At 60.1% G+C, this 20,846-nt stretch carries 16 protein-coding genes and 1 pseudogene; 8 read left to right on the top strand and 9 right to left on the bottom strand.

Going from position 1 to position 20,846, the window contains the following annotated elements; all coding sequences use genetic code 11:
* Positions 1–585, bottom strand: a pseudogene (locus NW828_RS09925) (RNA-guided endonuclease TnpB family protein); the annotation flags it as partial.
* A 272-nt stretch (positions 586–857) separates the two neighbouring features.
* On the opposite strand from NW828_RS09925, the gene NW828_RS09920 reads away from it, so the two are divergent.
* Together NW828_RS09920 and NW828_RS09915 are read left to right on the top strand one after the other, a co-directional pair.
* Positions 858–1,808: a LysR substrate-binding domain-containing protein gene (locus tag NW828_RS09920; RefSeq protein ID WP_414383566.1), complete on the top strand. Its 951-nt coding sequence runs from the start codon at positions 858–860 to the stop codon at positions 1,806–1,808.
* A 163-nt stretch (positions 1,809–1,971) separates the two neighbouring features.
* The gene (locus tag NW828_RS09915) at positions 1,972–2,907 is read left to right on the top strand and encodes an alpha/beta fold hydrolase (protein WP_414329690.1); all 936 of its coding nucleotides are present in this window, start codon (positions 1,972–1,974) and stop codon (positions 2,905–2,907) included.
* Between the two features lie 117 nt (positions 2,908–3,024).
* Here the strand turns inward: NW828_RS09915 and thrC are convergent, their stop codons facing one another.
* Both thrC and NW828_RS09905 read right to left on the bottom strand, forming a co-directional pair.
* The gene (gene thrC, locus NW828_RS09910) at positions 3,025–4,083 is read right to left on the bottom strand and encodes a threonine synthase (RefSeq protein WP_011433867.1); all 1,059 of its coding nucleotides are present in this window, start codon (positions 4,081–4,083) and stop codon (positions 3,025–3,027) included.
* A gap of 170 nt (positions 4,084–4,253) precedes the next feature.
* Positions 4,254–5,900, bottom strand: a complete 1,647-nt coding sequence (locus NW828_RS09905) for an isochorismate synthase (RefSeq protein WP_414383564.1) — start codon at positions 5,898–5,900, stop codon at positions 4,254–4,256.
* Positions 5,901–6,172: 272 nt separating this feature from the next.
* Between NW828_RS09905 and menA the strand changes: the two genes are divergently transcribed.
* The 4 genes from menA (at position 6,173) to NW828_RS09885 (ending at position 13,744) form a co-directional block, all read left to right on the top strand.
* Positions 6,173–7,114 (top strand): 2-carboxy-1,4-naphthoquinone phytyltransferase, encoded by a 942-nt coding sequence (gene menA / locus NW828_RS09900; protein ID WP_414383562.1) that lies wholly within the window; start codon positions 6,173–6,175, stop codon positions 7,112–7,114.
* 154 nt (positions 7,115–7,268) lie between these two features.
* Entirely contained in the window at positions 7,269–9,062 is a 1,794-nt protein-coding gene (locus NW828_RS09895) for an LptA/OstA family protein (protein ID WP_414383560.1), read from the top strand.
* 63 nt (positions 9,063–9,125) lie between these two features.
* Positions 9,126–10,304, top strand: a complete 1,179-nt coding sequence (locus tag NW828_RS09890) for an LptF/LptG family permease (RefSeq protein ID WP_414383558.1) — start codon at positions 9,126–9,128, stop codon at positions 10,302–10,304.
* Positions 10,305–10,348: 44 nt separating this feature from the next.
* Positions 10,349–13,744, top strand: a complete 3,396-nt coding sequence (locus NW828_RS09885; protein ID WP_414383556.1) for a hypothetical protein — start codon at positions 10,349–10,351, stop codon at positions 13,742–13,744.
* A 44-nt stretch (positions 13,745–13,788) separates the two neighbouring features.
* On the opposite strand, the gene NW828_RS09880 is transcribed toward NW828_RS09885, so the two are convergent.
* From NW828_RS09880 to NW828_RS09870, 3 genes are all read right to left on the bottom strand, one after another.
* The gene (locus NW828_RS09880) at positions 13,789–15,420 is read right to left on the bottom strand and encodes an alpha-D-glucose phosphate-specific phosphoglucomutase (RefSeq protein ID WP_414383554.1); all 1,632 of its coding nucleotides are present in this window, start codon (positions 15,418–15,420) and stop codon (positions 13,789–13,791) included.
* A gap of 139 nt (positions 15,421–15,559) precedes the next feature.
* Positions 15,560–16,846, bottom strand: coding sequence for an organoarsenical effux MFS transporter ArsJ (arsJ, locus tag NW828_RS09875; RefSeq protein WP_414355478.1), 1,287 nt, complete (start codon positions 16,844–16,846; stop codon positions 15,560–15,562).
* A gap of 25 nt (positions 16,847–16,871) precedes the next feature.
* The gene (locus NW828_RS09870; RefSeq protein WP_414383552.1) at positions 16,872–17,882 is read right to left on the bottom strand and encodes an ArsJ-associated glyceraldehyde-3-phosphate dehydrogenase; all 1,011 of its coding nucleotides are present in this window, start codon (positions 17,880–17,882) and stop codon (positions 16,872–16,874) included.
* Between the two features lie 564 nt (positions 17,883–18,446).
* On the opposite strand from NW828_RS09870, the gene NW828_RS09865 reads away from it, so the two are divergent.
* A complete protein-coding gene (locus NW828_RS09865; RefSeq protein WP_414383551.1) occupies positions 18,447–19,130 on the top strand; it encodes a DUF2232 domain-containing protein in 684 nt (227 codons plus the stop codon).
* Positions 19,131–19,348: 218 nt separating this feature from the next.
* Positions 19,349–19,588, top strand: coding sequence for a DNA-directed RNA polymerase subunit omega (locus NW828_RS09860; protein ID WP_011433877.1), 240 nt, complete (start codon positions 19,349–19,351; stop codon positions 19,586–19,588).
* Between the two features lie 96 nt (positions 19,589–19,684).
* Here NW828_RS09860 and NW828_RS09855 read toward each other — a convergent pair whose 3' ends face one another.
* The 3 genes from NW828_RS09855 to NW828_RS09845 all read right to left on the bottom strand — a co-directional run.
* The gene (locus NW828_RS09855) at positions 19,685–20,305 is read right to left on the bottom strand and encodes a mechanosensitive ion channel family protein (protein WP_414383549.1); all 621 of its coding nucleotides are present in this window, start codon (positions 20,303–20,305) and stop codon (positions 19,685–19,687) included.
* Positions 20,277–20,525 (bottom strand): hypothetical protein, encoded by a 249-nt coding sequence (locus NW828_RS09850; RefSeq protein ID WP_414383568.1) that lies wholly within the window; start codon positions 20,523–20,525, stop codon positions 20,277–20,279. The genes NW828_RS09855 and NW828_RS09850 overlap by 29 nt, the downstream gene beginning before the upstream one ends.
* Positions 20,526–20,570: 45 nt before the next feature.
* On the bottom strand, positions 20,571–20,846 hold a 276-nt coding region (locus tag NW828_RS09845), incomplete at its 5' end, for a hypothetical protein (RefSeq protein WP_414383547.1).

Raw genomic sequence — 20,846 nt, 5'->3', positions numbered from 1 at the left:
CTGTCCATTCCAGTTCTTCCCCTCTGAGGTATGAGCGATATCTATCCTTCCCAAGTCCACCCCGATCACCTTGTCGGCATCTTGCTGCTTGGGTGGCTTTTTCTCTACGCAAATCTGGATGTAGTAGGAGCCATCTTTGCGCTTGATCAGCGTGGCAGCTTTTGGGTTGGAACCAGCCAGCATCCCGCGCTGGTAGTTACCAATGGCCAGCCCAAAGCGCTCCCGACCCTCCACCGTGGCCAGCGACACCGTCCAGTCTTTCTCGCGAAACGAGAAGATACGTGCGTCGTAGGCGACGAACCTACGCTTGAACTCTTTAACCGGACGGTTGCGCTGTCTCGCCACTTTGCGAGCGCCTGCCACCCGCCTGCACACCTGTTGAGCCAAGTTACTGGACAAGCCAAACCGGGCGCGAATCTCGTAGTAGCAAAGGGATTGCAGTTTGACCGCGTTGACGATCTTCTCCGGCATGTTTTGGTTGACCCAGTTCAATGCCTGTACAAAGGTATCCATCGTCGCGTCCAATTTGGCGGCTTGCGATGGGGACACCTTGAGCTTACAGGATATGGTCAGGACTTGGCTCATAAGTTCATTGTACTTCAATTGTACTTCATCAAAGCGCATTCCTCCCGGCACTGACCCTACGGGTACAGTGCGGGGCTCCTGCGATTTCTAGCTGAGCTCTCCTCTCCACTCTTGGCTGGTCACCCCCCAGAGCCGAGCTGCCGGGAAAGGGTTGAACCGTTCTCTTGGGATTTCTCGCTTGTTTATGATGATCTCGTGTGGGTTTCCAAACGCGGGCTGCCCAGCTTTTCAGGGAAACGTAAGGGATCCCACTGTGGGGTTTGGAGTTCCCTATGGCGGATGAGTTGCCGTTTACCTTAGATCAGCTCCTCATCGTGCGGGCAATTGCCCAGCAGGGTAGTTTTCGCCGTGCTGCCGATAGCCTGTTTGTCTCCCAGCCTGCCGTCAGCTTGCAAGTGCAGAACTTGGAGCGACAGTTGGGAGTGGTGCTGTTCGACCGCAGTGGGCGCAAGGTGGAGTTGACGGATGCCGGGAAAGTGCTGCTGCAGTACAGCGAGCGCATCCTCAAGCTGTGCCGTGAAACCATCGAGGCGCTGGCGGATTTGCAAGAAATGGAGCGGGGGCATCTGGTTTTGGGGGCCAGCCAAACGGTGGGCACCTATGTCATGCCTTCTTTGATCGCCCAATATCACCGCCGCTACCCACAAATTTCCGTGCAGCTCTTGGTGCAATCCACGCGGCGAATTGCCCAGAAATTGGTGGACGGCCAGTTGGACGTGGCCATTGTTGGCGGGGAGATCCCCTTTGAGCTGCAGCGGCACTTGAAGGTGATGGCTCTGGCGGAAGATGAATATGTGTTGGTCGGTGCCCCCGGCTGTGCCATCGACTCTCCTGCGCTTGTGGATCTGCTGGCTTTGCCCTTCATCACCTTGGATCCCCAGTCTTCCACTCGGCAAACCATCGATCGGGTACTGAATCGCCACGGCATTAACCCGGCCCAATTGAACGTGCGGCTGGAACTCAGCTCGATTGAAGCGATCAAAAATGCCGTCCAGGCGGGGTTGGGGGTGGCCTTTCTGTCCATGGTGGCAGTGGGATCCGATGTGGAACAGGGGCGGTTCCGGAAGCTGGCGGTGGAAGGGCTACAGATACGGCGTACCCTCTGGCTGGCTTTTAACCCGGAGCGCTATCAATCGCAGGCAGCCACCCGCTTCCTCCAAGGGCTGCTGACCCGCCAAGACTGGCTGAAAACTCCCCCGCCCCATTTGCAGTTGATCGGCTAAGTTGCGATGCGTTACGGCCTTTTCCGAGTTGATGGGATCCCAGGTAGATTCCGGTGGATTGAGCAGGATCCCTGTTCAAAGAGATACGAGAGATATTTCCGTATAGGTGCATTCGCTGTAGCCAATGCTGCTCCGGAAGAAACTGCATCTGCTGAATCTGTCTGTGTCTACTGACCCCAAGCCGATGACCAGGCAAACGCTGTTGGAACGACTCCCCCTGGCCCAGCGCTTGGCGGAGTTACAGGCCCGCGTTCAAGAGATCCCGCTGCACAGGGTGAAATTGGAAGGGTTGAACATCGCAGGGGCAGAGTCCTGCTGGGCTGCCTATCGAGACTGGGGAAAAGGGATCCCACTGCTGTTTCTGCATGGCTTTATGGCCACTCATGCCAACTGGTGGCCGCTGATGCAAGGGTTGGGAGACGAATATCGCTGCATTGCCTTGGATTTACTGGGGTTCGGGCAGTCCGGCCAACCGGCCTTGCACTACGACATCGCTGCAGAAGTAGAGTTTGTGCGCGGATTTGTCCAAAGGCTGGGCCTAGCTGCTCCGGTTTTGGTGGGCCATTCCTTTGGGGGATGGGTGGCGGCAGCTTACGCCGTGCGGTATCCGCTGCGGGGGTTGGTTTTGTTGGCTCCTGCCGGGATCCGCGACGACAGCTTTGTGAGACGCTACAACCATTTGCGGCCCTTGCTCTGGGAAAGCGCTTGGGTGGATTGGCTGTTGCGGGCGATCGCTCCGCTGGCCCGCTGGTGGCATTGGGAAGACAAGCTGGCCCAGCTCTTGTGGTTGCGGGGATCCCTGCGCCAACAGCCAGTCGCTCGGCAATTTCTCCGACAACGTCTGCGCCCACAAGCTGCTGTCGATACGGTTGAACGTTATCTCAACTACATTCAGGCCCCCACCCTGGTGATCGCCGCCGAACAGGACGACACCATTCCCCTCTGGCACTGCCAAACCTATGCCGAAGGGATCCCTGGGGCTCAGCTCAAGATCCTGGCCGGGGCCGGCCACGCCATCCCTGCCTTGCATGGGGAACAGGTGCTGCCCCTGATCCGGGAATTTCTCGACACAGCCCTTTCCGCACAATGCGGGCTTTGAGCTGGGGCTGTAGCGTATGGCCGAGAGAGGAATGCCGCTTGCCAGATGGCGATGCCCGATAGGCGACGGAGCGCCGCCCAAGGGGAACGCCTGACCCTAACCAGCGGGCGGTTTCTGCTAGAAACCCATCAGACGAGCAACAGCGGACAGCTCAGGGACAACGCCGGTGTGGATAGGAGCGGATCCCTGGTGGCTGGCCGTGTCCGGATCCTTAAGGCCATTGCCCGTCAGCACGCACACCACCTGTGCTCCAGCAGGCACCTGCTCTCGCCATTTCAGCAATCCTGCCACCGAGGCCGCGCTGGCCGGCTCGCAAAAGATCCCTTCTTCGGATGCCAGGAGACGATAGGCTGCCAGAATCTCCTCGTCGGTGACGCTATCCACCTGACCGCCGCTCACCTGCACTGCCGCCTTGGCCTTCACCCAACTGGCAGGATTGCCGATGCGAATGGCCGTGGCCACCGTCTCTGGGTGTTCCACCACCCGGTTCAACACCATGGGGGCAGCACCGGCAGCCTCGAAGCCGTAGAGACGAGGGCGACGGGTAGCCTTGCCCTGCTGGCGGTACTGGCAAAACCCCATCCAATAAGCCGTGATGTTGCCCGCGTTGCCCACCGGAATACAGAGCCAATCGGGGGCATCCCCCAAAGCATCCACCACCTCGAAGGCGGCGGTTTTCTGCCCTTCCAAGCGGAAGCGGTTGACCGAGTTCACCAGGGCCACCGGGTAGGTTTCCGCCAGCTGCCGCACCATAGCCAGCGCTTGGTCGAAGTTGCCTTGAACGGCGATGATCTCCGCCCCGTACATCAGGGTTTGGGCCAGTTTGCCTTTGGCCACGTAGCCATCGGGGATCAGCACATAGGCCCGCAGACCTCCTTTGGCCGCAAAGGCAGCAGCCGCCGCCGAGGTGTTGCCGGTGCTGGCGCAGATGATCGCCTCTGCCCCTGCCTCTTTGGCCTTGGACACGGCCATCGTCATACCCCGATCCTTGAAACTACCGGTGGGGTTGAGGCCCTCCAACTTCAGGTAAACTTGACAGTCTCGCCCCAGCCGTTGGCTCAAAGCCGGGGAAGGCACCAGAGGCGTGTTGCCCTCATGTAGCGTGACCACAGGTGTGCTGGCGCTGACGGGGAGCCATTCCCGATAGTGCTGGATCAGGCCGGGCCAAAGCCCCACTTGCGCGCGGGATCCGGCTATACGAGGGGGATGGGTGGGATTCAGGGTCGCCATGCCGCAGAGGACACCGAGGCTAATCAAAGACCAGCTTTCTCACTGTAGCTGTTCGTGGAGGGGTTCGTATCCACCTCCCGCAGCGGCGGCAGAAACATCTTCCTGATCCCCTCTCTTCAGAAGCTGGGGAGCGGAGGAGCTGCAGGTCGCAAGGCCAGAGCCTGCACCAGAGAGCGCAACTTCAGACGAATCTCGGCCAGCTCTTGCTCTGGGTTGGAGTCAGCCACAATCCCGGCACCGGCATACAAGCGGGCCCAATTCCCCCGAATTAGGGCGGAGCGGATCCCCACCACAAACTCGCCATTGCCCTGTAAGTCTACCCAGCCCAAGGGAGCGGCATAGCTGGAGCGATCAAAGGGTTCCAACCGCTCTAGCCACTGCAGCGCCGCCTGTTGGGGATACCCTCCCACCGCTGCCGTCGGGTGGAGCTGGGCCAGCAGATCGAACAGATGTACATCGGCGGGGAGCTCCGCCTCGATCAAGGTTTGCAGATGCTGGATGTTGGCTAGACGGAGCAGCCGCGGTTGCGGGGAAATGCAGGGATCCATTCCCAACCGACTCAGAGCCTCCCGGATCGAGCGCACCACCCACTGGTGTTCGCGGCGGTCTTTGGGGCTGCGGAGCAGCTCCTCGGCCAACTGGCGATCCTGGACAGGGGTGGCGCCGCGGGCGGCGGAGCCGGCTAAGGCATCGATCTGCACCCGGCCTTGCCACACGGAAAGCAAGCGCTCCGGGGTGGCCCCCAAGAAAACCTGGGGAAAGGCCCCCTCTTGGACCAGGGGGAGAGGCCTGGCCGGCAAATTCCCCCGAGCATCTGCCTCCAAGGACTTCGGCCCGCTGACGCCAGCGGCAAAGGCAAAGATGCTGCAATCGGGATGATCTTTTTCCAGGTAGGCCAGCAGGGACGGGATTGACGGCGGGACAGGCAAGTGCAGATCCACGGCTTCGGCCAGCACCACTTTCTCCAGGGATCCCGCCTGAATCACCTGCAGGGCTTTTTGGATGCGCGCCAAGAGGGGGGCTTCCTCCAAGTTCACTGGCACAGGAGCTTGCAATTCCCACGAGGGCAAGGGGGATCGAGAAAGGCGCTCCATTTGGGCAAAAAAGGCGGTGATCTGCCCGGCCAAAGCCGCTAGGTCGCTCTCGGGGTCGATTTCCAGATTGAGCCGCGCCACCGCCAGAGATCTCCAGGAGCCTGGTACCTGCAACAGTTGCCAGCGCGGCAGAACCAGCGCCGCCCCCCCATCACTCCTGGGGTTGAAACTGAGGTGACAGAAACACAGAGGGCGTTCCTGCCGGCTGCCTGGGGATCCCCCCACCTCAGAGGGCTCCATTCTGCCGACGCAAGCGGCATGGACGTGGGGCTGCAGCTCTTCTACAAAGCTCCGTGCCGCCCGCAAGCCCCCTTCTCCCGCGAGATCAACCTGCCGCAGGGATCCCCACCCCAGCACCCGCACCCTTTCCCCGTGGGCCTTGTGGGAGAGATAACAGTAGCTCGGGAATCGGTTTGTGGGGAGCGAACCCAGCCTCTGGGCCAGCACCGCCAGCGGATCCAGCTCTGGGATGGGCTGCGACAAGCTGAGGATTTGGGGCACGCCCCGCGCCCGCGCCATCTGTTGGCAGGCGGTTAGGAAGGGATCCCAGTGGCGCCGATCCCTCGCCTCGTCCGTCCAGGTAGAAGTGCGAGTCGGCGGCCATGCTCTCGGCCACTCCAGGCACTCAAGCGTACCGTGGGCATTCCAAGGGGAAAGAGAAGAGGTCATGCGAAAGAGCAAAGAGAACGATCCCACCTTGGCCGAAAACAGGACACCCGTCGATGGAGACCGGCAGAAGATGACTTTAGGATAAGAGATTAGGAGAAGGGCCGGCAGCCTGAGCTTCTGGGGGCCAGATCTGAGGAGCTTCTTCACGGACTGCAAAGTTTCTTAGCATCCTGGGGGATGCTTTCTCAGGCGCTCTACCCTACAGAGCAGATGGTTGTAGACAGATCCAGAGACAGGCCCCAGAGCAGGCTTGCTTCCCAAGGAGAACTCCCATGAATCCAGATGTCGGCCAAGTGCAGCCAGCAGCAGAGGTCGCATGGAGTGACCCCTCCCGCCGGCAATTGTGGATGGCTGCCCTTAAGCCCCCCATGTACAGCGTGGCGATCATACCCATCTGGGTGGGATCCGCCATTGCCTATGCCCAGTCAGGGGTGCTGGACTTGGGGGTTTTGGGGGTGTTTTTGGGAGCCGCCATCTGCATCTTGGCCTGGGTCAACATCAGCAACGACGTGTTCGATGCCCAGACAGGGGTGGACAAAAACAAACTCCACTCCCTGGTTAACCTGACAGGCAAGCCGGGGCGGGTGTTTTGGGTGGGGAATGCCTTTTTGGCTCTGGGGCTGCTGGGGATCCTGTGGCTGAGCTGGCGGCAATCGGATCCCACGGTGCTGCTGTTGGTGCTGCTGGCCTGCGGGCTGGGCTATGCCTACCAGGGGCCGCCCCTGCGCCTGGGCTATCAGGGCCTGGGCGAGATCCTCTGCTTTTTCAGCTTTGGGCCGCTGGCGGTTTTGGCCGCCCACTACAGCCAAAGCCAGACCTGGTCGCTGCCGGGGTTGGCAGCCTCACTGGTGGTGGGGATGGCGACCAGCTTGATCTTGTTTTGTTCCCATTTCCATCAAGTGCAGGATGACCTAGCCTGCGGCAAGCGCTCGCCGGTGGCCCGCCTGGGGACTTTGCGCTCGGCCCGCCTCATCCCCTGGCTCTGCAGCAGCCTTTTTGCCTTGATGCTGCTGTTTGTGGGGCTGGGGATCTTTCCGGCTTGGACACTGCTGAGTTTGGCGGGGATCCCGTTTGCAGTGCGGCTTTCCCGCCTGCTGGGTACCTATCACGATCAGCCGCAGCGGATTAGCCACTCCAAGTTCATCGCCGTCAGTCTCCATTTTTGGCTGGGGCTGTTTCTGGGGCTAGGGTTCATCCTCAGCCGCTATGGCTGAAGGCTGAAAAGTCGGCTTAAGGCTAGGTGTGCGCGGGATCCCCCCGGTGCAGCCGGCAAAATGGGATAAGCTACAGCCTAGAGTGCTAGCTCAGAGCGTTGGCTCCAAGGGGAGTGGTCAGTTCGGGTCGAGGTGAGGCGGCAGCGAAAACAGGATGCGGCGATTCTTCAATTCCAACCTGGGGGTGGCGCTGTTGGGGAGCAGCATCTTGGCTGCTTTGGTGGGCTGGGCCTTGTTGATCGACATCGAAGAAGTGAAGGTGGAGTCTCCTTCCCCCGATCAGCCCCTCTCGGTCAGCCGCAGGGTAGACATCTTGGGTCGTCGGGGAGGCCATCAGCGTTGGCGGTTGATTGCCGAGCAGGTGGATCTGGCAGCTGGGCAACAGGTATTTGAACAGGGGGCACACGGCTACTTCTACGGAGAAGGTGCCGACCGGCAAAAAGGGGTGCCGGATCCCTTTTTTGATAGCAGCGAGCAGATGACTTGGCGGGCCAAGCGAGCCCGCTACAATGCCACCGCCGACGAGCTGTATTTGGATGGCGAGGTGGAGGTGAGGAGCGACGATGGCAGCTTGCTCTTGACCAGCGCCCTGAGAGTCACCCCCGAAGAACGCATCGAGGTGCCCGCGGAGTTCACCCTCAAAGGCCGGGAAATGGTGTTGCAGGGCCGCTCTGGCTCGTTTAACTTTCAATTTGCCCTTCTCAGCGCTCAGCAAGGCAAGCTGATAGTGTTGCCCCCAAACGGCTCGGCACCCACCTCCACCACCATCACCGCCGACCAGATCACCTACGACCGCACCAACCAGGTGGCCGAGGGGAAAGGGAACCTGCGCATTCGCGAACGTGGCATCGAGATTCGCGCTCCCCAGGGCACCTACCTGCGGCAACAGGCCCAAAGCATTCTCTCCGGCGGCGTGGTGTTACAGGAGGTGGCCGGCGACAGCAGCCGGGATCCCTTATTGGCCGATCTGCGCTTGGCCCAGGCCTCTCCCGGCCCGGAGGCGACCCCAGACCAACAGGATCAAGAAGTCACCATCATTGCCGACCGCCTCACGTACGACCGCAACACACAAATTGCCCAAGGGGAAGGCAACCTGGAGATCCGCCAGGGGGAAACCATCATCCAGGCGGCCCAGGGCACCTACCGCCGCCGCGAATCCCAAAGTCTGTTGACGGGAGGAGTTACCCTGGAAGAACCCGGACGAGTGCTCACCTCCGCCCGCCTGGAGGGCAACCACCGCGACAAGATCTTCCTCTTTGAAGACAACGTCCTCTACCGGCAGATGGCTACCTCCACTCCGGCGCCCAGCGAGGGATCCCTGACAGAGGAGCTGCGCCAAGCCGAAACCGAGGTGCGGGCTGCCCGCCTGGTTTACAACTCCCGCACCGGTACTTCCGAGTTTAGCGATGCCGTCGAGTTTATCCAGCGGGGACGTAGGGCCAAGGCCAACCAGGCCACCATCACCCCTGAGAAAGTGGAGCTGCGGGGAGAGGTGGTGATCGAGCAGATCGAGGGGGAGTGGCTGGCGCGGCGGCTACAAAACCCGGAGACCCAGGCGGATGTGGATCAGCCGACGGTGATCTACGCCGACCGGGTGGAGATCGACCAAGCTAGCGGCGATGCCCGCTTCTTCGGCAATGTGGTTATTGTGCAGGCCAACCGCGCCATCGAAGGGGATCGCGCCGATTACTTTGACCGAGAACAAATTTTCAAAATCAGCGCCGAACAGGCTCCTGTGGTGCTCTGCGATCGGGGAGAGGTCGGCCGCCTTCCCGGGGAGAGCACCCAAGCTCTGCCGGGCCGCAACGCGCTGGATCAGATGTGCCGGGGCGCCAATCGCCTCAGTGGCAAGCTGGTTACCCTGAACATAAAACAAGATGAATACACCGTCGAAGGGGACGGGCAACAGCAGGGCATGTTTCAGTTTCGCATCACCGACGCCCTCTGACGGGCTCCATCTGGGGTTTTTTATCGTCTAGGTTTGGCTGAGAGTGTGATCCGAGGTGATGTAATGACTGCCCCACTCGCCGAGGGCAAACTGCGCAGAACCCCTGCTCAAGCGGGCAGCTTTTGGGGATCCCTGAGATTGGGAGCTGCCTTTTTGGAGTTTTATCTCTTCAAAGAGATGATCCGCCCCTTCTTTCTGGGGGTGGCCGGGGGCACGGTGATGATGCTGGGCAACCAGCTGTTTATCTACACCGATCTGCTGGTGAAAAAGGGCGCCCCTCCCCTGACCATTTTGCACATTCTCCTCCTCAATTTGCCCGCCATTTTGGTGGTCACCTTTCCCATTGCCGGCCTCTTTGCCACCTTGCTCACCCTGGGCAAAATGGGAGCCGACAGCGAGATCACCGCCCTGCGTGCTGCTGGGATCCCCTATCGCAAAGTGTTTATCCCCGTGCTCTGTATTGGCCTGCTGATCAGCGGCTTGGCGCTGTTGACCAATGAAGTGATTGTGCCGGAAACCAACCAAAAGGTGAAAATCCTGAACAAGAACCTCATCTTGGCTCAAGATGCTCTTTTGTTTAATCCAGAAGAGATCGTGCGGGTGGATGATGATCTCTGGTTTCATGTCGGATCGATTGACCCGAAGACCGGCTTGATGCAGGATTTGTTGATCCTGGATCGCAAAGCTGAGACCGGCCACCTGCGCTATCCGCAGGTGATCTCCGCTCAAACCGCGCAGCAGGTGGGCCAATCGTGGCAACTGCGAGATGTGGTGATCCGCCGTTATGACGAGCAGGGGCGCACCTACTATGAAGGCCAGGTGGAAGAAATGCAGCTCAACATCGTCAACAAACTGGTGGGCCTGGTGTACGCGGAAAAGGTGCCCCAAGAGCAACGGGCGGGGGAGCTGTGGGAGCAGTGCCAGCGATATCGAGCGGAGCAACGTCCTTCTGCCGATGTGGCTCGCTGCCTGACGGAATACCACCTCAAGTTCGCCATTCCTTTGGCCAGCTTTTTCGCCATCTTGGTGGCTGCCCCCTTGGGCCTGCAAACGGTGCGGCAAACGGGGCGCTACGGCGGCGTGGCGCTAGCGATTGTTCTGGTGTTTATTTACTATGTACTGATGAGCCTGGGACGAGCGATGGGTCGAGTTGAGCACATCGATCCCTGGCTGGCTGCCTGGTTGCCGAATATGATTTTCGGTGGGGTAGGCCTTTCTTTACTGTGGCGGTTTTTACGGTGAAATCCTGCAACTTCCCCCATGACTTCAGCCCTTGGGCAAAGTGGTTGGCTCTTTGCTGGGGCGGCTCCCTGTGGTTGGGGACGGGGGAGGCCGTCTTCGCCCAGTTGGACCCCCTGCCCACCGCTGGCGTTGGCGGGACGGAGTTCTCTCTGGAGGGCTACCAGCGCTTTCGGGCAGCGCAAACACCCGCTCAGCGCCTGCAACCGGCCCGCCGGGCTTCCAGTCCAGAACCGATGGCTGCCGCCGATGAGGAGCCCATCACCTTGGCCGAGGCGCAATCTTCTCTGCCTGCTACAGCCTTGACTGCGGCAACCCCACCCCCTACGGCCCCGGTCTCTCCTCCCTCTGCCAACTCTCCTGAAAAGCCCCTCACGCCAGAAGAACTGAACCGACAGCGGCTACAACGGCTGTTGGCCGAAGGGGCAGCAGCCCATGCTCGGCGACAGGCGCAGCAGGCCCAGGCAACACCGGCTCCCCAGCCCGCTTCACCGGCGACGCCCACTGCAGCAGTTCCCACCCTGGACTCCCTTCGGCTTTCCCAGCCCATGACTTCTCAGGCTGAAGCCCTGCAGGTGGAAGAGCAACCCTGGCTGCGCCCCACCAAGGACTCCGTCCCGCTAACGCGATCGGAATCCAATGGCGAAAACCGGGCTACGGCCCAACTGCAAGGTGGAGCCGGTTCAGAAGCAAGGTTAAATCGGATCCCAGCTTCCCCCAAGACCATTCCTCCCCTGATCTCCCAAGCCGGTGGGAGCTTGGATTTGGGCGGTGTTGTGTTGGCAGATGCCGCCCCTGCGTCGGGGCTGACGGGATCCCCCATGGCCACTCAAAGGGGCAGGGAAGCCTTTGTCCCCACTGCGGGCTCACCCCTGGCTCCTCAACTGCTGGAGCAGTTCCCCCTTTTGCGGGATCTGGGCACCGGGGCAGATGCCGTCTCGGCGACAGGGAACGTTAGCCAGGGATCCCAAATCCGCCAGCAGCTCTCGGCCACCGCGCAGCGGCAAATTCCCCTTGACCCGGATCAAATCAACGTGAGTGGGGATGTACTCAGCTACATCGCCGAACAAGACCTGGGCATTGCCGAGGGGAACGCCTTGATCCAACTGGCTGACGGCACCCGCATCACCGGCGACCGGCTGCTGTTTTATCGGCGGGAGCGACGCCTGCGCAGCGAGGGCCCTTTTCGCATGGAGCAGCCCCCTGGCCCCCAAGGGCGGGGGATCCGGCAAATCGAAGGGCGAAATTTGGATCTGGATATCCCCGGTCGCACCGCCCAGTTTGAGAGCTCGCTGGTCATTCTGCCGGGGGAGGAGCCGGGCACCAAGGTTTTTGTGCGCAGCCAAGAGACCACCGCCATTTTGGGGGATCAGATCTTTTTCGAGAAAGCCACCGTCACCACCTCGCCAGAGCCGCCCATCACCCACTACGTGCAAGGGGATCGGGTGGAGGTGTTTCCCGATGACCGGGTGATCGTCTACGACGCCCGCGTGTTTGCCGGCGGCGAGCTGACAGAAGCAGGGGATCTGCGGGCGGGCCTTCAGATCGCCTATTTCCCCCTGTTCATCTACAGCCTGCGGGATCACCAGTGGGTGCTGCCGGGGCGCAGCGAGACAGAGGGGGTGTTTGTCAAATCCAGTTGGGCCTACCGCTTCGACGAATACAACTTCGGCGGCCTGCGGCTGGATGCCATGCAGAAAAAAGGCTTGGGCATCGGCTTCCTGCACGACTACATCCTGCCCATCCCGGACAGCGTCAACTACGGGCGAGCCCAGTTTTACTTGGTTACCGAAGCCGACCAACAGCGCTTCTCCAGCCGTTTCCGCATCGACCACAACTTCGACTTCTACGCTGCCAACCTCTTTGGGCAGGAAGGCCAACTGCGGGGACAGCTCAACCTCAACCTGGACAACACCTACCGTCCTGCCGGCGGACGCAACGACAACGCCGATCTGCGTCTCAACGCCACCTTTCAGGGGGATCTCTCCACCACCACCCTCAACATCAGCCGCACCGGATCCCAGGAGCGGGGCATCTACAGCTTCCCCCTCACCCTCAGCCACACTCAGCGCTACGGGGGCGTGCATTGGCTGCAATCGGATCTGCGCTTGGACTACAACCAGCGGGTGAGCGTCAAAGATGGCCCCGACTTTGCCGATGCGCGGTTGACGCTGGGCACTCAACTGACCCCACCCGGTTGGGGAGGTACCTATCGCCTGGCCTACCGTGCCTACAGCAGTTCCAATGGCGACAACGAGCCGCGTCGCAACTTCGAGCTGGCCTTTAACCCCGACCTCATTCGCATCACGCCCGATATTGCCCTCAGCAGCGCCCTCACCCTGACTCAAGAGCAACAGCCGGATCAAGAGGTGGGGGCAGGTCTCCACTTTTTCAATCGCTACGAGCTGCGCTCCAGCCTCCAGTTCAACGATATTCAACCGGCTCCCTGGATCACCTTCATGCCGGGTTCTATCGATTACACCCAAGTCCTCTACTCCACTCCTGACCAGGAGTCTACCGTCAGCCTCAACCCTCGCCTCAGTCTCAGACCTGCCGACTGGAATACCATCGACCTGCGCTACAGCCGCACCTTCTACGGCAACAATTCTGTGCCCTTCCAAACCCTCTCCACCAGCCCTAAAGATGTGGATCGCATCAATGCCAACATCAGCTTCTTTACGCCCCGCGATCCCCTACCCGATGTGCCCCCAGGCTACATTGCCTTTGAAGATGACCTGCCCGGCGAGCTGCCGATAGCCCTGACCTTCCCCGACGATACCCCGGAGGATTTGGCAGCGATTGCCTCCCGCAACTTGCAGGAGCTGCAGGCAGAGGTGAAAAACCTGGTGCGCCTGGACACCAGCCTTGGCTACGACTTCATCACCCAGAAGTGGGATACCCTCAACGCCAACTTCACCTGGAGCACCGCCCCTGATCTGTTCAACATTCAGTTGCAGACGGCCTACGACCTCAACGAAGGGCAGTTGCAACCGATCCGTCTGGAATATCGGGGGCGCAGCAGCACCACGTTTAACCGGGATCAACGCTCCGGCCTGGAGGTGTATGAACCAGGGATCAGCTATGCGCTGCAGGCGGTTTACGATCCCCGGTTGGGCCAGATCTCTACCTATGGCCTGGAGCTGGATGCCACCCTCGGCACGCGATGGCAAAATCACTGGCGGCTGCGCTTGGGCCTGACGGAAGCAGGGATCCGCCGCGTGGAAGTCCGCCGCGACCTGCGGGATTTTGAGCTGCGCCTGGCCTACGATCCGGTAGCCGAGTCACTGCGCTTGGAAGGGATCCTGGTGGCTTTCCCCAGTCGCCCGGTGGGCCTCACCCAAGAGCGGGGAGATTTTCAACTGACCTCTCCCATCACCTCCCCTATCGGCACCTTTCTGCTCCGCGACGCCGAAGCGACCGGCTGGGATGGCCTCAGGCCCTGATCCCCGCTTCCCTGGGAAGGCTCCCTGTCCACTGTTGCGACGGGCTAGGTGATGACGTCTGGCTGCTGCCGACCGGTGCGGGCGCGAATCTGGGCAAGGTGATCGGCCAGTTGAATCTGTTCGGCCAAGGCCACTTGGGGATCCAGGCCATGCCGGGCGGGATCCAGCTCCAATCGCTCCAGGTACACCCGCAGGGTGGCTCCGTGGGTGCCGGTTCCAGAAAGCCGGTAGATGATGCGGGAGCCATTTTCAAAGCCGATGCGGATCCCTTGGTGGCTGGTGGTGCTGCCGTCTACGGGATCGGTGTAGCTGAAGTCATCGGCATAAGCCACTGTGTGGGATCCCAAGCGCTGGCCCACCCACCCGGGCAGGGAGCGTCGCAAGTCTGCCATCAGCGCCTCGGCCACCTCCACCGGCAGTCCCTCGTAGTCGTGACGGGAGTAGACGTTGCGCCCATAGGTGCGCCAGTGCTCTTCCACGATCTGCCGCACCGGCTGCCGTCGAACGGCCAAAATGTTCAGCCAAAACAGGACGGCCCAGAGCCCGTCTTTTTCCCGGATGTGGTGAGATCCGGTGCCGAAGCTCTCTTCCCCGCAGAGGGTGACCTTGCCGGCATCCAGCAGGTTGCCGAAGAATTTCCAGCCGGTGGGGGTCTCGTAGCAAGGGATCCCCAGCTTGGCCGCCACCCGATCCGCTGCCTGGCTGGTGGGCATGGAGCGGGCAATTCCCGCCAGACTTTCTCGGTAGCCGGGTACCAGGTGGGCATTGGCGGCCAAGACTGCCAAGCTGTCGCTGGGGGTCACGTAAAATTGGCGGCCCAGGATCAGATTGCGATCCCCATCCCCATCGGAAGCGGCCCCAAAGTCCGGCCCATCTTCCCGAAACAACAGTTCCACCAATGGGCGGGCATGCACCAGGTTGGGATCCGGGTGTCCGCCGCCAAAATCCGGCAGGGGCTGCCCGTTGAGCACACTGCCCTCTGGTGCTCCCAGGGATCCCTGGAAAATGGCGTGGGCATAGGGGCCGGTGACGGCGTGCATGGCGTCGAAGGCAATGCGGATCCCGGAAGCCAGGTAGTCGCGGATGGCCTCGAAATCAAACAGGCGCTGCATCAGGCTCAAGTAATCGACCACCGGGTCGATGACGGACACCGTGAGGGACCCCAGCCGTTGCTCGCCCAAGCGATCCAGATCGACATCGGGAGCTTCCCAGATGCGGTACTCCTGGATCCGCTGGGTGCGGGCGTAAATGGCCTCAGTCACCTTCTCCGGGGCAGGGCCGCCGTTGCCGATGTTGTACTTAATGCCAAAATCCCCCTGGGGGCCGCCGGGGTTGTGACTGGCAGAGAAGATGATCCCCCCGTAGGCGCCGTACTTGCGGATGAGACAGGAAACCGCCGGCGTGGAGAGGATCCCTCCTTGGCCCACCAGGACTCGCCCAATACCATTGGCCGCTGCCATCTTGAGCAGGATCTGAATGGCCTCGCGGTTGTGGTAGCGGCCATCCCCCCCCACCACCAGGGTTTGGCCAGCGGATCCCTCTAGGACATCAAAAATGGATTGGACGAAGTTTTCCAGGTAGTGGGGCTGCTGAAACACGGACACCGGCTTGCGCAGGCCAGAGGTGCCGGGTCTCTGGCCAGGGAAGGGCGTCGTGGGAACAATGCGCAGGCTCATAGGCTGCCGGAAAAGCTGCTTGCTCCTCTACTATCTCATCGTTGGGCCTCTCGTTTGTGCTGAGCAGAGTTCTTTCCCCTCCACCCATTTGTGGATGGGTTGAATGGATGCATCGATCTCCGCTGGTAGCCCTCCATCCTCAATCCCCTGGCTTAACCACCCACTCCACCGGGGTTTTGCTGGGATCCGGCAATTTCAACGAGAACAGCCCCGCCGCCAAGATCAAGAGGGTGGAAAACCAAAGACAGCCCTCCAATCCGTAGAACTGGAAGAGGATCCCAGAAGTTACCGTCCCCAACAGCCGCCCGCCGGAATTAGCCATGTAATAAAAGCCCACATTGAGGGCTACGTCGTCGTCTTCCGTGTAGGCCAGCACCAGGTAGGAATGCACTGCCGAATTGAAGGCAAAGACGATCCCGAACAGGATCAAGCCGCCGGTGATCACCAGCTCCGGTGCCAGCCCGGCCATGAAGGCTGTGGCAATGATCGCCGGCACCGCCGTCAGCACGAAGGTCCAAATCTGGATGGTGCGGGCCTTGGGAGCACGGCCAGGGCGACCCCCACCCAGCAGTTGCGGCGCTACAAACTGAATGAACCCATAGCCAATCACCCAGATGGCCATGTAACTGCCCACCTGCATAAAAGTCCAGCCCAGCTCGTCGTAGAGAAACACCGGCAGGGCCACCACAAACCACACATCCCGCGACCCAAACAGGAAAAAGCGAGCTGCCGAGAGGATGTTGATCTCTCTGCTCTTGGAAAACAGCCGCTTGAAGGGGATCTTGGCCTTGATTTTGCCCATGTCTGCAGGCAGCAGCGCCCCCGAACAGAAGATCAAAGCCAACGCCCCCGCCTGGACAAAGTTGGCCATGCGGAAGCCCATGGGATCCCCGTAGATTTCGGTGAAGATCTGCAGCAGGGCCGCTCCCACAAAGAACCCCACCCCCTTGAGGGCGTTTTTGGATCCCGTGAGCATAGCCACCCAACGAAACAGGCGGGATTCCGCTTCTTTGGGCACCACCAGGCGGATGGCGCTTTTGGAGCTCATCTTGGTGAGGTCTTTGGCAATCCCGGCCAGAGCTTGGGCCGTCATCACGTAGGCCACCTGGCCCCAGACCGGCCACTGCATGTTCAACACGCCCAGCATCACCAAACCGAAGATCTGGATGGCAATGCCCCCATACAGGGTCAGCCGCAGGCCAAACAGGGATCCAATCCACCCGCCCAGGAAGTTGGTAATAACCCCGAAGATCTCGTAGAAGAGAAACAGCATGGCAATTTGAATCGGGGTAAAGCCCAACTTGTGGAAGTGCAGCAGCACCAACATGCGGATGGCGCCATCGGTGATGGTGAACCCCCAATAGGCCGCTGTAACCAGGGCGTAGTTGCGAACCGCAGAGGCTTGAGCCGTCGAAACAGAAGTCATGGGCAGGTCTCCAAGGGAGATGTTTCTATAGACTGCGGGCCACTTTGCGGGCCAGTTCCGCCATGCGGTTGGCGTAGCCCCATTCGTTGTCGTACCAGGCCAGGATCTTCACCTGGGTACCATCCACCACCATCGTCGAGGGCGCATCCACAATGCTGGAACGGGGATCTCCTTTGAAATCCACCGAGACCAAGGGCAGCTCCTCATAGCCAAGGATGCCTTTGAGTGGGCCCTCGGCTGCCGTTTTTAAAAGGTGATTAACCTCCTCCACAGTGGTGGGCCGCCTGACCTCAAACACGGCATCGGTTAGGGAAGCATTCAAGAGGGGCACGCGCACGGCAATGCCGTTTAATTTGCCGTTGAGTTCGGGGTAAATCAGCCCAATGGCCGTGGCCGAGCCGGTGGTGGTGGGCACCAAAGACAGCAGAGCGGAGCGGGCCCGCCGCAGGTCTTTGTGGGGGGCATCCACCATGGTTTGGGTATTGGTGACGTCATGGATGGTGGTGATCACCCCGTGAACAATGCCGATTCCCTCGTGGATGACCTTCACCAAAGGAGCCAGGCAGTTGGTGGTGCAGGAAGCCGCCGTGAGCAAATGGTGCTGGGCCGGGTCGTACAGGTGATCGTTGACGCCCATAACAATGTTGAGGGCCTCTTCGTCCTTGACAGGGGCAGCCACAATCACCTTGCGCACCCCCGCTTTGAAGTAGGCATCCAGCTCCGCTGCCTTGACAAATTTGCCCGAGCATTCCAGCACTAGCTCGATCCCCAACTCTGCCCAGGGCACTTCACCAGGAGACTTGTGTTCGCTAAAGGTGAGGGTTTTGTCCTGAATGCGCAGCCGGTTATCGGATCCCTCAATGTCGATAGCCCAGCGGCCCTGCACCGAGTCAAACTTCAACAGGTGGGCCGCCGTCGCCGCTCCCCCTTTGATCTCGTTGATGTGGGCGAATTCCAGCTCTTCCCAGCCCCAAGCAGCCCGCAGCACCAGCCGTCCAATGCGGCCAAAACCGTTGATGCCCACCCGCACTGCCATAGCATTGACCCTAGACTTGTCCAGAAGGGATCCCGCTCTCTCAGGGCAAATCCCGCCTCGACTTTATCAGAACGCCCTAAGTCGTTTCAAGACAAGTTGATGGGTAGGGTCAGGAGAGACTGGCCGATGGGGGTCGGTTCACGGTTGGCCTTGGGAAATGTTGCCGAATGTCCTGAAATCCAAAAGGGATCCGCTGAGGCAGCCCCAATCGACAACAGGGCCTATCCTGTAGCCGATTTGCAGTCCAGATCCACACCTCTGGGCAACAATTCGCCCAACCCGGCAACCGGTGGCGTGACATACTCCCATCGCTGACCCTACGGGTACAGGGTGGGCTTCTCGCTTCATCGGGGAGCCTACGCAAGAACCCTCCACGAGCAGACACGGAATGCCCTACCGCGTAGTTGCACCAGATTCCGGCAAAAGCCGTTTTGTGCAAGTACTCCCATCATACACCATGTGGGGGTATCTGTATCCCGACACTGACTCTACGAGTACAGTGCGGGGCTTAGCTACCCCCACACCCCGACAAGCTAAGCTGGGAAAAGTTGTGCTTTTCTGGATGTGCCCCCGCCGCCTCAGCCTTCTGTGCAGGATGACTTTCCTCCCTTACCCCCCCCACCTCCCCGTTCTCCGGCCTTGAGGGTGGTGGAGACAGCTTTTTTGGCCAGTACGGCAGCCTTGATCTGGATCCTGAGCTACACGCCGCTAGCTCCTTTCATGCGCCTGTTTTTCCCCATTCCGGTGGCGCTGGCGGTGATGCGCTGGGATCCCCGCACAGGGGCAATGGCCCTGGTGGTCTCCGGCCTGTTGCTGACGGTGCTGATAGGGCCCACGCGCAGCATTCTCTATGTCATTCCCTATGGTCTGCTGGGCTATTGGTGTGCCCGCCTGTGGCAGCAGCGTCTTTCCTGGTACGTCTCGGTGGTGAGCGGGGCTGTGCTCAGCGCCCTGGGCTTGATCTTTCAGTTGGTGCTTTCCTCCCTACTGGTGGGGGAAAACCTCTGGATCTACGTAACCATTCAACTTACCGGCCTAACCAACTGGCTCCTGGATGTGTCCCTCAGCCGATGGGGCGTCTACTGGGTGGCAGAACCCTGGATGGTTCAGGTGGTGGTGGTGGGATTTATTGCCTTCAATTCCCTCATCTACGTATTCACGGTGCATTTGGTGGCCGCCCTGGTGATGGAGCACTTTCGTTGCCCGCTGCCACCCCCGCCGAAGTGGGTACAGTTTTTGCTGGATTAGCAGCCCCTGTGAGTTGTACAAGAGCAGAGCAAGCTGCTCTACAAATGAGTTCTTGACAAATCTTGACAAATGAGTTCTTGGCAAAAGTCCCACCCTATTGCCATGCAACGCTACAGGAATGCAAGAACTGGAAGGTTCTCTGCTAGGATCGCGGTAGCGGGACGGAGTCTCGTTGGGATCCTGGTGGCAACAAGATATCAAGATTTAAGACTGCGATTATGGCTTCCCGCAAGAATCAACTGGCTATTGACAATGACGAGCTGATGCGTCGGGTAGAGGCTCTGATCAACGCTTCCAAAAATCGCTATCGCATCACGGTACAGGTGGCCAACCGCGCCAAGCGCCGCCGCTACGAGGATCCGGATGATATAGAAGATGGCTGGATGAAGCCAATCCGCCGCGCTGTCATCGAAATGTCGGATGAACTGACTGAGCCGGAAATCATCGGCGATGAGTAGTCACTAGACTTGCGGCCTGCTGGCGCGACCGCCCTGTTGAAACTGCTAGCCGGCTGAGCGGCTAAGGGTAGAAGCTTTCGGCAGCCGCCTATTTTGTCAATTTGTCAAGTCGTTTGCAACGGGATCCCTTTCCCGCAGGCGAGCCTCGAGCCGCGATTCCATCAGGTGCAGCAAGCGGTGGGTCTCCTCTGGGCTGAGACCCTGGATGCGCATCTCCAAGGGGCTGTGGAACCAGAGGGTCTGCTGCGGGAAAGGAATCTGGATCCCTGCTTGGTCGAAGGCGTGTTTGAGGCGACGGCGGTATTCCCGCGCCACCCTCCACTGCTGCAGAGGCTGCACCTTGATCCAAATGCGCAGCGTGATCCCCCGCTCCCCCAGATCATCGACACCGTGCATTTCGGGGGGCTCGAGGATTTTTTCCCGCCAAGCTGGCTCCCGGTACATCTGCAGAGCCACCTGCTCGGTGATGCGTATTGCCTGTTCCAGATCGTTTTCATAGGCGATCACAATCCCCAGATCCACCCGTGACCAGCCGTTGGAGAGGTTCTCCACCACCCGGATGGCACTGTTGGGGATAGAGATCAAGCTGCCTTCGGTGTTGCGCAACTGGGTTAGCCGCAGATCCATGTGTTCCACAAGGCCGCCCCGCCCGTCCACCACGATCACATCCCCTTCGGCAAATTGATCTTCAATTAAAATCAACAGCCCATTGATCACATCTTTTCAGATCCTGAGCAGCCAAGGAAATCCCCAGCCCAATAAAGCCCAGGCTGGCCACCAAGGGGCCGATGTCGACCCCCACTGAGGCCAGTCCGGCCAGGGATCCAGGCAAAACCAGGGTAGTGGCTGCAGCTCCTTTAGCTAAACCGCCGGGAAGCCCCGCACTCTCTGCAACAGCAGGAGGGTCGGGATGAAAGGCGTATATATCCTGTGCCATAATCAACATGGCTGTACAAAACGGCGTTGCCGGAATCTGGTACAGCTACGCGGTGGGAAATCCCGTGTCTGCGCGTGGAGGGTTCTTGCAGTAGCTCCCCGATGAAGCGCGAAGCCCACGCTGTACCTGTAGGGTCAGTGATGGGAGTATGTCACAGACGCTGGCAAAGGTGCTGAGGCGTTTGCTGAGGCGATAGGTGGGGGCATTTTGCTCTTGGCGCAGGGCAGCAAAGAGGTTATCCAGCACTAGGTTGTGTTGATCTTTCATTTGAGCCAAAAGAGAGCACTGACGAGATAGAGAAAACTCAAGAAGTTCCTGGCC

The sequence above is a fragment of the Synechococcus sp. W55.2 genome, assembly GCF_047461635.1.
In the GTDB taxonomy this organism is placed as follows: Bacteria; Cyanobacteriota; Cyanobacteriia; order Thermostichales; family Thermostichaceae; genus Thermostichus.
This window is presented reverse-complemented; position numbering and strand designations above follow the sequence as displayed.

What these genes read in the sequence shown, in the direction of transcription:
- menA (WP_414383562.1), top strand. Translation starts at nt 6,173, where the DNA reads ATGAATCCAGATGTCGGCCAAGTGCAGCCAGCAGCAGAGGTCGCATGG.
- NW828_RS09850 (WP_414383568.1), bottom strand. Translation starts at nt 20,525, where the DNA reads ATGGCACAGGATATATACGCCTTTCATCCCGACCCTCCTGCTGTTGCA.
- NW828_RS09880 (WP_414383554.1), bottom strand. Translation starts at nt 15,420, where the DNA reads ATGAGCCTGCGCATTGTTCCCACGACGCCCTTCCCTGGCCAGAGACCC.
- NW828_RS09895 (WP_414383560.1), top strand. Translation starts at nt 7,269, where the DNA reads ATGCGGCGATTCTTCAATTCCAACCTGGGGGTGGCGCTGTTGGGGAGC.
- arsJ (WP_414355478.1), bottom strand. Translation starts at nt 16,846, where the DNA reads ATGACTTCTGTTTCGACGGCTCAAGCCTCTGCGGTTCGCAACTACGCC.
- NW828_RS09890 (WP_414383558.1), top strand. Translation starts at nt 9,126, where the DNA reads ATGACTGCCCCACTCGCCGAGGGCAAACTGCGCAGAACCCCTGCTCAA.
- NW828_RS09905 (WP_414383564.1), bottom strand. Translation starts at nt 5,900, where the DNA reads ATGACCTCTTCTCTTTCCCCTTGGAATGCCCACGGTACGCTTGAGTGC.
- NW828_RS09870 (WP_414383552.1), bottom strand. Translation starts at nt 17,882, where the DNA reads ATGGCAGTGCGGGTGGGCATCAACGGTTTTGGCCGCATTGGACGGCTG.
- NW828_RS09860 (WP_011433877.1), top strand. Translation starts at nt 19,349, where the DNA reads ATGGCTTCCCGCAAGAATCAACTGGCTATTGACAATGACGAGCTGATG.
- NW828_RS09920 (WP_414383566.1), top strand. Translation starts at nt 858, where the DNA reads ATGGCGGATGAGTTGCCGTTTACCTTAGATCAGCTCCTCATCGTGCGG.